The organism is Okeanomitos corallinicola TIOX110 (assembly GCF_038050375.1).
Lineage (GTDB): Bacteria > Cyanobacteriota > Cyanobacteriia > Cyanobacteriales > Nostocaceae > Okeanomitos > Okeanomitos corallinicola.
The window spans coordinates 4,294,863-4,307,339 of record NZ_CP150886.1 but is presented as its reverse complement, the minus strand read 5'-3'; the positions used below and the strand labels follow the sequence as shown (position 1 = coordinate 4,307,339).

General features: G+C 39.3%; 11 protein-coding genes. 5 read left to right on the top strand and 6 right to left on the bottom strand.

All coding sequences use genetic code 11. The features are described from left to right. Positions 1-25: 25 nt before the first annotated feature. The 6 genes from rlmB to WJM97_RS18825 all read right to left on the bottom strand — a co-directional run bounded on the left by rlmB (position 26) and on the right by WJM97_RS18825 (position 4,836). Positions 26-994, bottom strand: a complete 969-nt coding sequence (gene rlmB / locus WJM97_RS18850) for a 23S rRNA (guanosine(2251)-2'-O)-methyltransferase RlmB (RefSeq protein ID WP_353930309.1) — start codon at positions 992-994, stop codon at positions 26-28. A 96-nt stretch (positions 995-1,090) separates the two neighbouring features. Continuing rightward, entirely contained in the window at positions 1,091-1,570 is a 480-nt protein-coding gene (locus WJM97_RS18845; protein ID WP_353933213.1) for a ribonuclease III domain-containing protein, read from the bottom strand. A 436-nt stretch (positions 1,571-2,006) separates the two neighbouring features. Next, entirely contained in the window at positions 2,007-2,351 is a 345-nt protein-coding gene (locus WJM97_RS18840) for an STAS domain-containing protein (protein WP_353930308.1), read from the bottom strand. 209 nt (positions 2,352-2,560) lie between these two features. Then, a complete protein-coding gene (gene carA, locus WJM97_RS18835; protein ID WP_353930307.1) occupies positions 2,561-3,718 on the bottom strand; it encodes a glutamine-hydrolyzing carbamoyl-phosphate synthase small subunit in 1,158 nt (385 codons plus the stop codon). 207 nt (positions 3,719-3,925) lie between these two features. After that, entirely contained in the window at positions 3,926-4,528 is a 603-nt protein-coding gene (locus tag WJM97_RS18830; RefSeq protein ID WP_353930306.1) for a (2Fe-2S) ferredoxin domain-containing protein, read from the bottom strand. Between the two features lie 50 nt (positions 4,529-4,578). Beyond that, positions 4,579-4,836, bottom strand: a complete 258-nt coding sequence (locus WJM97_RS18825) for an Asr1405/Asl0597 family protein (protein ID WP_353930305.1) — start codon at positions 4,834-4,836, stop codon at positions 4,579-4,581. Positions 4,837-5,211: 375 nt separating this feature from the next. On the opposite strand from WJM97_RS18825, the gene WJM97_RS18820 reads away from it, so the two are divergent. The 5 genes from WJM97_RS18820 to mutT all read left to right on the top strand — a co-directional run bounded on the left by WJM97_RS18820 (position 5,212) and on the right by mutT (position 12,378). After that, the gene (locus tag WJM97_RS18820; protein ID WP_353930304.1) at positions 5,212-5,766 is read left to right on the top strand and encodes a Dps family protein; all 555 of its coding nucleotides are present in this window, start codon (positions 5,212-5,214) and stop codon (positions 5,764-5,766) included. A 611-nt stretch (positions 5,767-6,377) separates the two neighbouring features. After that, positions 6,378-9,656: a carbamoyl-phosphate synthase large subunit gene (gene carB / locus WJM97_RS18815; RefSeq protein WP_353930303.1), complete on the top strand. Its 3,279-nt coding sequence runs from the start codon at positions 6,378-6,380 to the stop codon at positions 9,654-9,656. Positions 9,657-10,233: 577 nt separating this feature from the next. Beyond that, positions 10,234-11,190, top strand: a complete 957-nt coding sequence (locus WJM97_RS18810; protein WP_353933212.1) for an RNA polymerase sigma factor, RpoD/SigA family — start codon at positions 10,234-10,236, stop codon at positions 11,188-11,190. Positions 11,191-11,423: 233 nt separating this feature from the next. After that, complete coding sequence (locus WJM97_RS18805; RefSeq protein WP_353930302.1) at positions 11,424-11,771, top strand: DUF760 domain-containing protein; 348 nt, start codon at positions 11,424-11,426, stop codon at positions 11,769-11,771. Positions 11,772-11,970: 199 nt separating this feature from the next. Continuing rightward, positions 11,971-12,378: an 8-oxo-dGTP diphosphatase MutT gene (gene mutT, locus WJM97_RS18800; RefSeq protein WP_353930301.1), complete on the top strand. Its 408-nt coding sequence runs from the start codon at positions 11,971-11,973 to the stop codon at positions 12,376-12,378. Positions 12,379-12,477 lie beyond the last annotated feature (99 nt).

Genomic DNA, 12,477 nt, shown 5'->3' with positions numbered 1-12,477 from the left:
TTACCTTCTTTATACTCTTTTAGGTTTATTTTTTGCAGGAAAATGTGTGTAATCTATCAAGATAATGAGTATTTAGCAACCTTTGGCGATAAATTTCATAAAGAGCCATACCTGATGCTACGGAGGCATTAAGGCTAGGAGTCTTACCCTGTAAGGGAATGGAGACTAAAACATCACAGGAACGTTGTGTCAACATACTCAGACCTTCGCCTTCACCACCGATGACTAAAACAATCGGCCCACTAAATTTGACTGTATGTATGGGTTCACTACCTGTAACCGCTGTTCCATAAATCCAAAAACCAGCTTCTTTGAGTTGTTCTAAAGAACGGCTAAGATTTACGACTCTAGAAACAGAAAAGTTTTCTAAAGCACCTGCTGCCACTTTGACAACAGAAGAAGTGATTCCCGCAGCCCTTCTTTGGGGAATTACTAATCCTTGCGCGCCTATTGCTTCGGCGGTGCGGATAATTGCCCCCAAGTTATGAGGATCAGTGATCCCATCAGCAACTACAATCACGGGATCAGTGACGGTTTTTGCTTGTGTAATTAAATCTTCTAATTCTAAATAAGCATAGGGAGCAACCTGAGCTGCTATACCTTGATGATTTGCCCCATCAGTAATTTGATCTAAACGCTTAGGTTCAACTTCATCAATGACTGTGCCATTATCCTTAGCTTGGAGAATCAAATGATGAAAGCGAGGATCATAACGCAGACGAGAAGTAATCCAAATTCGGTTGAGATTACGTTGATTTTCTAGGGCTGTTAAGACCGGGTGACGGCCATAAATCATATCATTATCTTCAGGGGGTTTAATTTCTGAAGATGGTTGGGAGGAATGGTGAGATAGCCGAGGTTTGCGAGAAATCGGCTTGACTTCGGCGTTACTGTGATTACGAATGGGATTGATAACGCGCTTACCTTTGATTTTTATAGGTTGGCTACGTTTTGGTTTGTCTGGGTGATTGATTTTTTTCGGTTGGTTAGTCATGGGATTATTGAATTGATAAAATTGGTGAGCATCACAATTACCTCAATTTAGTGAACCACTACAGATGATTTTCCTATCGGGAGATTGAGCTACTGACTATTTCTCTAGATGGAGTTTTTGTAATAGTTCTTGTAAACGGGGATAATCGGTGAGATATAGATAGCCAACTAAGGTTTCTAGACTTGTGGCTTGTTGGTAAATTTCAGGATTAAGTCGCTTAGGGCGGCCTGTGGCAGCATTACGACCACGGCGGATAATTTCTAGCTCGTTACTCCTTAAATGGGGAGTTAGCAATCGCAATTGTAGGGCTTGTGTTTCTGCTCTGACCTGGGCTACTACCAATTTGTGGTATATTTCTGGCCTTTGCTGTGGCCACAGAAAAAACATTCTAACATATAGTTCATAAATTGCATCCCCCAAATAAGCTAGGGCAGAAGGAGAGATTTGTCGTACTTGTGCCTGTGATAAAGATTGGGGTGGTTGATTTATGTTTACCAACAATGCTGGAATGTCTGATGAATTCTGAATGGCAGTTTCATCTCCTACATTCTTAGGTTCTTCCTCCTTGGGGTTCACCAGTTCATCATTCCTTAACCTAATAATAATGGCAAGATTATTTGTAAGCATTCAGCTATCAGCTTGCAGCAGTCAGCTTTTTAACAATTACGTCAAAAACCAGTATTTGATTATCTACTGATTGATTAAATATTCTAACTAACTTTTGTGCGGGGAAAATGGGCAAGGTTTATTGCTAAACTCTTACTGTTTCCTGACTTCTGAATTCTTACGATTAATTTTACGAACATTTATTTTTTGTGCAGCATTTTAGTATATCATACCTAGCACATTCAACACTAATAAATATTACTTAAACTAAACTATATATTCTACCTTTGGAGTAAAAGTTATGATTTCACAGAGATGAGGGAGGATGAAGAAGTAATACGATACTTTGCTCTCATCTTCCCCTTTCTCATCAGAATAGTCGCATTGATTTTCTTTGCTCAAGCAATCAAGACGACTTTACGTTGTCCAGAGCCGTTTCTACTGTGTTTTGCAGGGAGAGAAATTTCTCCAAGCGAACAAGCTTAACTGTTTGTGTTACACGGGCGTTTGTGACAATTTGCAAAGAGCCACTTGCGGTTTGAGCTTGCTTGGCTAGTTGTACCAGCGCACCTAAACCAGAGCTATCAATAAAGTCTATTTGAGAGAGATCCAAAATAATATTTTTTGGGCCTTCATCAATTTTATTGCTCAGTACCTTACGAAATGTCGGCTCTGAAAAAGCGTCTAACAAACCTGTGAGGCGGAATAGTTGACAGTTATCCCGGACTTCGCGAGTACCTCTCAGGCTCACGGTGATATTCAGTGGTTCAGCAATAACTCCCTCCTCATCCTCTTAACTGAAAGTAAACGCTCAAGTATATATGGTTTTGACATAAGTTGTCTAGGTTGGTAATCGGTGACTGGTGACTGGTGATTGGAAAAGACTTTTACCCATTACCCATTACCCATTACCCATTACCCATTACCCATTACCCATTACCCATTTTTTCTGTGATTAACTTAAGTGATCGCTGTTTGACGTGCTGTTTGCATTTCTAGCACAAATTGCTCAAATAAGTAATCAGCATCATGGGGTCCCGGACTAGCCTCTGGGTGATACTGTACTGAAAATACAGGTAGAGACTTGTGACGTACCCCAGCGACAGTATGATCATTTAAGTTCAGATGACTAACCTCTACAACTGTAGATGGTAATGAATCCGGATCAATAGCAAAACTGTGATTTTGGCTGGTGATTTCTACCCTTTGTTGTAAACCTGCCGGTTGATTTAAACCGCGATGTCCAAATTTAAGTTTAAAGGTTTTTGCTCCTAAAGCGTGACCCAAAATTTGGTGTCCCATGCAAATACCAAACATGGGTTTTTTGCTTTCTAATAATGCTTTGGCGGTGTTAATTCCTGCTGTTACTGCGGCGGGATCACCAGGCCCATTGGAAAGAAATATTCCGTCTGGATTATATTTAAGAATTTCCTCCGCTGGTGTATTGGCAGGAACAACTATCACCCGACAACCATAACTAGCTAAACGCTTGAGAATATTCCGTTTCACACCAAAGTCTAAAGCAACAACGGTGAAACTTGCGCCGATTTTAGCTATAGCTTCTGGGTTAAATTCCCAATCATTTGTGGTAGCCTCTGACCATTCATACATACTTGGGGTAGTGACTTCCTGGACAAGATTCAAACCTTTCATGTTGGGGGCAGCTTGTACCATTGCCAGTAATTCATTTTCATCTAAAATAGATGTGGAAATACCACCATTCATAGCTCCGTACATCCGAATTTTCCGGGTGAGAGCGCGGGTATCAATACCAAAAATACCAGGAATTTCATACTGCTTGAGGTAATCTGGTAAGGATTGTGTAGAGCGCCAGTTACTGGGCTGATGACAGATATTTCGAGCGATCGCACCTTTCACATGGGGTTTAACTGACTCTTCGTCTTCTGGATTAACTCCCGTATTTCCCAATTCTGGATAGGTAAAAATAACAATTTGACCTGTATAACTAGGATCTGTTAATACTTCTTGATATCCAGTCATTCCAGTATTAAATACCACTTCGCCAATGGTCGTTCCCAAAGCACCAAATGACCATCCACGATAAGCAGTGCCATCTGCTAATACAAGTAAAGCTGGTATTGCGTTAGATAGAGACATAAATTATAGGAGTTAGGGATTTTGGCAGTTTCAGGATTTGAGAAGTCAGAAGTTATTCAATTTCAACTTTTGACTGGATTTATCTGCTACTGTGACTGTTCATTATCCCACGATTTTCAATTCTTTGAAAGGAGTTCAGAAGACAGGAGAGTTGACACTCCATCATGAATTACATCTCCACTCTACACCCGATGAAATTTGCTCAGGTTATTGGCTGACTGATGATAGCTGATTACTAATAATTACTGCTTCTTCACCAAAATGCTTATCTACTAAAATAGCAACTTGTGAAGGTTTAACCTGCGTATAACGGGTTTTATCAGGCATAACTATATTTGGTCCAGCCTTGCATTTTTTCATACAACCAGTCCCTTTGATATCAACTGTATCTTGTAAACCGCGATCGCTTAACTCAGATGCCAATACCTGGCACAATGTCTTCCCACCACGCTTCATACAATCTGACTTTTGACACATTAATATGGTCTGCTTTTTCTGTACTTTAGATTGGTTTGGAGATGGTGCAGCTACTGTTACCTGAGAACTGGCAGCCATGATTCGTTCAGCTTTAAGCGTTACCTGATCCTTTTTGTAGTGATGCTTTTTTGTACCTATAACTTGTAACCAAGTCCCACGGGGTAAACGCAAATCAAAAGCTGTCCGTAAATGTTTAGCTAATTTTATATAGTGTTCACCATCCGCAGTGGATAGTAACAAGCCTTTTAACTTATAACCATCTTTGATCACAAAATCTAAAAATCTACCTTCAAGGCAAAATTCGGATACTTCTACACTGGGATACATACTCATTGTTTCACCACAGATAAACTAACCGCAAAGAAAGAAAACAACATTATAAATCAAAACGTTTGGTAACGAATACGCCAACAATGTTCCAATCTGCAAATTAAGTCTTGACGAGAAGCTGTAAAATGTCGCATCACACTCCAAAATTGAACAGCTATTTGAGGGTTTGTAACTTCTACTTGCAATGGCTGGTTAGTTTCACAGCAACAAGGAATATCTAACTCGTTTAAGCGTTGATAAACTTGCCAACGGTCTGCCCAATTCACCTCAACAATTTGCCTGATTCCTGTTTCTGAACCCCAAGATTTCAAGATAATTAACCCCAAAGTGCAACAAAATTGCAGTAAGCACAACAAACTTACCTCTGTAATTCAGGAGCTTGTCGGACTTGAACCTTACAAATCAGGATAGCGCAAGTGCAAATTATTGTCATTAAATTTGCAAAAGATTTGCAGGAAAGTTTTACCAGTTCTGCTTCATATTTTGTAGATATAGTCAAGATATAAAGAATACCAATACAGATAAATTGTCAGGATTGAGGAGTTTTAAGATTCAAAAAGAACACTCATAACAATTAAAATTTTCAAATTGTCTCAAATTTAATTGTGTTGCATAGAATTTTTTAAATGTTAAGATATAAAAAATTAGCAGCTAAAAATCACAACTGCTAAAAAACGAGGAGAACCATGTCTGATACTCAAACTATTTTACAAAACTTCGGTCAAGTATATGACAATCCTGTATTACTAGATCATAGTGTTACTGCGCCAGTAGTAGAAGGATTTAACGTTGCATTGGCTAGTTTTCAAGCACTATATTTACAGTACCAAAAGCATCATTTTGTAGTTGAAGGTGCGGAATTTTATTCACTCCATGAATTTTTTAACGCCAGTTACCAAGAAATTCAAGATCACATCCATGAAATTGGCGAACGTTTAAATGGTTTAGGCGGTGTACCCGTAGCCAGTTTCAGCAAATTAGCCGAATTATGCTGCTTTGAACCAGAAGTAGATGGTACATTTTCTTCCCGGAAGATGGTAGAAAATGACCTAGTAGCAGAACAAGCCATGATTCAATTAATTCGTCGTCAAGCCACTCAAGCTGAGAGTTTAGGCGACCGTGGTACAAGATATCTTTATGAAAAAATCCTGCTAAAGACTGAAGAAAGAGCGTACCATTTAGCACATTTCTTGGCTAAAGATAGTTTAACATTGGGTTTTGTTCAACCTGCCACAAACTAAACTTAACCTAAGCTTAAATTACTGCTTTTAGAAAGATGCAAAATTTAGCTTAATTAGCTATCAGAAAATAATTTTTTTACTTAGGCGGATAGGATTTTTTATACCTATCTGCCGTTTTTAATTTTTGGGCAAAAAGATAACTTGTGATTAAGTAAAATTCCCAATAATTACTAACTGAAAATCTTGAGCATTTTTGGATGAGAAAAAATTGCAATAACAATCTGTCCAGATTTTATAAATAGGTCTAAATTCAAACATCAAAAAATCCAATCAAGCTCTTATTAAGAATAAATTCCCAAAAAACTTATCACCCAGAACCCAGATAGAAATAATTGCTAAAAAACAGCCAATAAATATGATGATTATGAAATAAACATTCGTATAATTGCAAAACAATCAGGAAAAATATCATCCTCTAACATCTGCGTTTAATTGCGTGCATCTGCGTTTAATTACTTAAACCTAATTTTTGCGTGATTTGCATACTTGAGTGGTTCATTCCTTCACACCCAGTGATTAGAACCCAGAACACTGGATAATAAATAGAAAGACTAGGTGAAAGACCCGTAAAATAGTCAAGATTTGTATTGTCTTAATCTAAAGTAAAAACTATGCCTCGTCGCCAAGATATCCGCAAAATTCTCCTGTTAGGTTCTGGTCCAATTGTCATTGGCCAAGCCTGTGAATTCGACTACTCTGGAACTCAAGCCTGTAAAGCCTTACGGGAAGAAGGCTATGAAGTGGTGCTGGTTAACTCTAACCCAGCCACAATTATGACTGATCCAGAAACAGCTGATCGCACCTATATTGAACCACTGACACCAGAAATAGTTGCAAAAGTTATTGCTAAAGAACGTCCTGATGCCCTTTTACCGACAATGGGTGGACAAACCGCTTTAAATATTGCCGTAGCTTTAGCAAAAAACGGCGTTTTAGATGAGTATAACGTTGAGTTAATTGGTGCGAAATTACCGGCTATTGAAAAAGCCGAAGACAGGAAACTGTTTAACGAAGCGATGGAGAAAATCGGGGTGAACGTCTGTCCTAGTGGTACAGCTTCCACCTTAGCAGAAGCCAAAGCGATCGCAGATCGGATCGGATCATATCCTTTAATTATCCGTCCAGCCTTCACTATGGGTGGTACAGGAGGCGGTATTGCCTATAACAAAGAAGAATTTGAAATCATGTCCCAAGTGGGGATTGATGCTAGTCCTGTTTCTCAAATTCTCATAGATCAATCTTTGTTAGGTTGGAAAGAATATGAATTAGAAGTAATGCGGGACTTAGCAGATAACGTCGTCATTATCTGTTCCATCGAAAACTTAGATCCGATGGGCATACATACAGGAGATTCTATCACCGTTGCCCCTGCCCAAACCCTCACCGATAAAGAATATCAACGGTTGCGGGATATGGCGATTAAAATTATCCGAGAAATTGGGGTAGAAACCGGCGGTTCTAATATTCAGTTTGCGGTTAATCCCACCAACGGGGATGTGGTAGTAATTGAAATGAACCCCCGTGTGTCTCGTAGTTCGGCTTTAGCTTCTAAAGCAACAGGTTTTCCGATAGCGAAAATAGCCGCTAAATTAGCCGTGGGTTATACCTTAGATGAAATTAAAAACGACATCACCAAAAAAACCCCCGCTTCCTTTGAACCAACTATTGACTATGTAGTCACCAAAATTCCCCGCTTTGCCTTTGAAAAATTCCCTGGTTCTGATCCGGTGTTGACAACACAGATGAAGTCTGTAGGGGAAGCTATGGCTATTGGTAGGACTTTTAATGAGTCTTTCCAAAAAGCCCTGCGTTCCTTAGAAACAGGACGTGCTGGCTGGGGTGCAGACAAACCGGAAAAATTACCCAGTGGTGAACAAATTCGCGCCCAGTTACGGACACCAAACCCAGAACGGATCTTTGCGTTGCGTCATGCGATGCAGTTGGGAATTACAAATGATGAGATTTACGAACTGACAGCTATTGATCCTTGGTTTTTGGATAAGTTACAGCAAATTTTGGAAATTGAGAAGTTCTTAAAACGCACTCCTTTACAGGAGTTGACAAAAGAACAAATGTATGAGGTGAAGCGGAATGGATTTAGCGATCGCCAAATTGCCTACTGTGCCAAAACCAAGGAAGATGAAGTTAGAGCCTATCGTCAACAATTAAGTGTGATCCCTGTTTACAAAACTGTGGATACCTGCGCGGCGGAGTTTGAAGCCTTCACACCTTACTATTATTCTACCTACGAAGAGGAAACGGAAGTTTTACCCACCGATAAACCCAAGGTGATGATTTTGGGTGGTGGTCCCAACCGCATCGGTCAGGGGATTGAGTTTGACTATTGTTGCTGTCATGCGGCCTATGCTTTAAAAGCTGCTGGTTATGAGACGATCATGGTGAACTCTAACCCAGAGACAGTTTCTACAGATTACGATACCAGCGATCGCCTCTATTTTGAACCCCTAACTAAAGAAGACGTTCTCAACATCATTGAAGCCGAAAACCCTGTTGGTATCATCATCCAATTTGGTGGACAAACCCCTTTAAAATTAGCCGTTCCCCTACAACAGTATTTACAAGAATTAGGGAACAGGGAACAGGGAACAGGGAACAGAAGTACCCAAATTTGGGGTACATCTCCCGATTCTATTGATATGGCAGAAAACCGGGAACGGTTTGAGAAGATTTTGCAAAAGTTGAATATTGCCCAACCGCCTAATGGTATTGCTAGAAGTTATGAAGATGCGTTAATAGTGGCTAAACGGATTGGTTATCCTGTGGTTGTGCGTCCTAGCTATGTGTTAGGTGGTCGGGCCATGGAAATTGTCTATTCTGACGCAGATTTAGAAAGATACATGACCTTTGCCGTACAGGTAGAACCAGAACACCCAATTTTAATTGATAAGTTCCTAGAAAATGCCATTGAAGTTGATGTAGATGCGATCGCTGACCATACGGGTAAAGTTGTGATTGGTGGCATTATGGAACACATCGAGCAAGCGGGTATTCACTCAGGAGATTCGGCCTGTTCGTTACCTTCTATTTCCCTCTCCCCAGCCGTACTTAGTCAAATTAGAACTTGGACAGTAGAACTAGCACAGGCTTTATCTGTCGTCGGTTTAATGAATATTCAATTTGCCGTCGTCGGTGCCAGTAGTTATTCTCCCCAAGTCTACATTTTAGAAGCTAATCCCCGTGCCTCTCGTACCGTTCCCTTTGTTTCTAAAGCTACAGGTGTACCTCTGGCAAAATTGGCATCCCTAATTATGTCTGGTAAAACCTTGGAGGAATTAAACTTTACCCAAGAAGTCATCCCTAGCCATATTGCAGTCAAAGAAGCTGTTTTACCTTTTAATAAATTCTCTGGTACAGATACTATTCTGGGGCCGGAAATGCGTTCTACTGGGGAAGTAATGGGTATTGATGCTGATTTTGGTCGGGCGTTTGCAAAAGCAGAAATGGGCGCTGGGGAAAAATTACCCCTGCAAGGAACTGTATTTGTATCTATGAGTGATAGAGATAAAGCCCTGTGTGTAGATGTAGTCAGAGAGTTTATCAAGCTTGGTTTTAAAGTTATTGCCACCCAAGGTACACGCCAATTCCTGCATGAACAAGGTTTACAGATTGAGTCTATCCTTAAACTTCATGAAGGCCGTCCCCATGTTCTGGATGCGATCAAAAATCAACAAATTCAACTAATCATTAATACACCGTCTGGGGAAGAAGCCCAAACTGATGCCCGGTTAATTCGTCGTACAGCTTTAGCGTACAAAATCCCCATTATTACTACTATCGCCGGTGCTAGAGCAACTGTAGCCGCTATCCGTTCTCTACAGAATACAACTTTGGATGTCAAGGTGATCCAGGAATATTGTCCTATGGGGTAATGGGTAATGGGTAACGGGTGATGGGGAGGCAGGGGAGGTAGGGGAAGAAAAAATTTTTACCAATTAATTCCCCATTCTTCATTCTTCATGCCCCATGCCCCATAACTAAAACATTAAGCAATTATTATGGAAGGAATATTATAGTTATCGTTGAGATATTTTAACAAATATGAGGAATTAATTATCTGCTCTAAGAATTTGGTCTAAAAACAGCAAATATATAATTTCAAATATGATTATCCCATGATCTGACCCAGTAGAACTAGGAAATTTTGGGTCGGTGGGTGGTCAAATCTTTTCATAAATGTTACAATTGTTTACAATCTCATAGATGATCAATATTGAACAATGCTTAATGTGCTACCTCATACTTAGAGCAAAGTATTTTTAGCCACCTAAATTAACTGTACCGTCTAGCAGTTAAGAAGCCTAAATTAACTAAATATCAATACCCCTGTTAGTTGGGTATGTAAATTGTAAACCCTAGTATGGTTGCCCAGTTTACCTGGATAGAACTCTCCCAAGGCATCAACTAATGACACTACCAACAAAATTATCATCCCCAAAAAGTAGCGCCATGAAGACGGCTCAGAAACCCACAGACCTCGTGAGGACTTACCTACGGGAGATTGGCCGTGTCCCACTTCTCACCCATGAGGAGGAAATTCGTTATGGTAAGCAAGTACAAAGATGTACAGCTTTGTATGAAGTGAGAAACAATCTCACAGAACAGTTAGATCGTCAGCCAAGCTTAGAAGAGTGGGCAGCATCTGTACACCTAGATGAAAAGGAATTAAAACAGGCGATCGCTGAAGGTGAAACTGCTAAACGCAAAATGGTAGAAGCCAATCTACGCTTAGTAGTATCTGTTGCTAAAAAATATATTAAACGTAATGTTGACCTGCTTGATTTAATTCAAGAGGGCAGTATTGGAATGCAACGGGGTGTAGAAAAATTTGACCCCACAAAAGGTTATAGATTTTCCACCTATGCTTACTGGTGGATACGCCAAGCTATTACTCGTGCCATAGCTGAAAAAGCGCGTACTATTCGCTTACCTATTCATATTACTGAAAAACTCAATAAAATTAAAAAGGCACAGCGTCAATTATCCCAAGAATTTGGACGCGCGCCTACAGTGGTGGAACTAGCGGAAGAATTAAACCTCACGACGAAACAGGTACGAGAGTGTTTAGATAAATCTCGCTTACCCTTATCCTTGGATTTAAGGTTAGGGGATAATTATGACACTGAACTGGGAGAGATGCTAGAAGATACAGGTGCATCACCAGAGGATTTTGTGGTTCAAGATTCTTTGTCTCACGACTTGGAACGACTGATGTCAGATTTAACACCACAACAAAAGGAAGTTATTAAGTTACGTTTTGGGTTGTTAGATGGTCAGTCCATGACTCTAGCAAAAATAGGTGAAGTTCTGAATATCAGTCGGGAGAGAGTTCGACAAATTGAAAGAGAAGCCTTAACAAAACTTCGTAAGTCCAAACACAGTATTAATGAGTATTTAGCGAGTTAGTAAGTTGTCAGTGATCAGTGGTCATTGTATCCGTTATATAAAACCTACTACTAACTTCGCAAAACTACGCTGCTTTTGGTACGGTTAAACCGACTCCCACGACTACAATAACCTGTTACATTGGTTGACATAGAGACAAAGTTAAGTTTTCTTCGTCATCCAATACAAAACAGGTTATAGATTATTTCAGCCACTATTACCATACTTAGTAGTTGTATTAAAGGAGATCAAAAGTGAGTAACCAATCTAATCGAGTATCAGAATTTTTTAATGGTGAATCTGAAAATAGCAATTTGTTATGGCAGTATGTTAAATCTTTAAGTCCAGAAACTGTCACTAATTTATCTAAACCCACATCTTCGGAAGTATTTCAAGTCATGGAACGGAATATTGTGGGACTTTTGGGAAATCTGCCATCAGAACACTTTGGCGTTACTATTACTACTAACCGAGAAAATTTAGGTAGATTATTAGCTTCTGCAATGATCAGTGGTTATTTTATCCGTAATGCAGAACAGAGAATGAATTTTGATATGACTATTCAAGGATCAGAAACAAGCGATAGTGATGTTGCTGAGTAAAGAATAGAATTAACACCAGTTACAAATAATTGGTGTTTTTTCTTTTAGATATTTTCATATTGCTTAAATATAAAATTAGCTCCCTAACTTTTAAAATAAGTTGGGGATTTATTATTGTAAAATATGATTTTGGTTGGTAGTGGTGATCTATCGCTATAGCAGAATTTAAAACTTCGATGTTAATTTAACAATCATAACTATGAACGAAATAGCTACAATTCCTCATAAAATTATTGGTGTTGCTGTGATTTGGAATGACAAAAAACAGATTTTAATTGATCGTCGTCTTCCTAAGGGAACAATGGCTAATTTATGGGAGTTTCCTGGGGGAAAAATTGAACCAGGTGAGACTATAGAAGAATGTATAGAAAGGGAAATTTTAGAAGAGTTAGGAATTAAAATAACAGTCGGGAAACATTTGATTACTATTGATCATACGTATCCCCATTTACGGGTGACTTTAACTGTACATCATTGTCATCATTTAGATGGTGTTCCCCAAGCTATTGAATGTGCAGAAATTCGCTGGGTTAGTTTAGATGAGTTGGATGATTTTGATTTTCCTGAAGCAAATGTAGAAATTATTGCTGCGTTGAGGAATAATTAGGGTTTGCTGATAAAGTCTTGTCGTGGAGACAGGTGACAGGTGACAGTTTCAAGAGTTGGATGGGAACTATTTTTCCTTGAAGCAGGAATTAAATGCAAG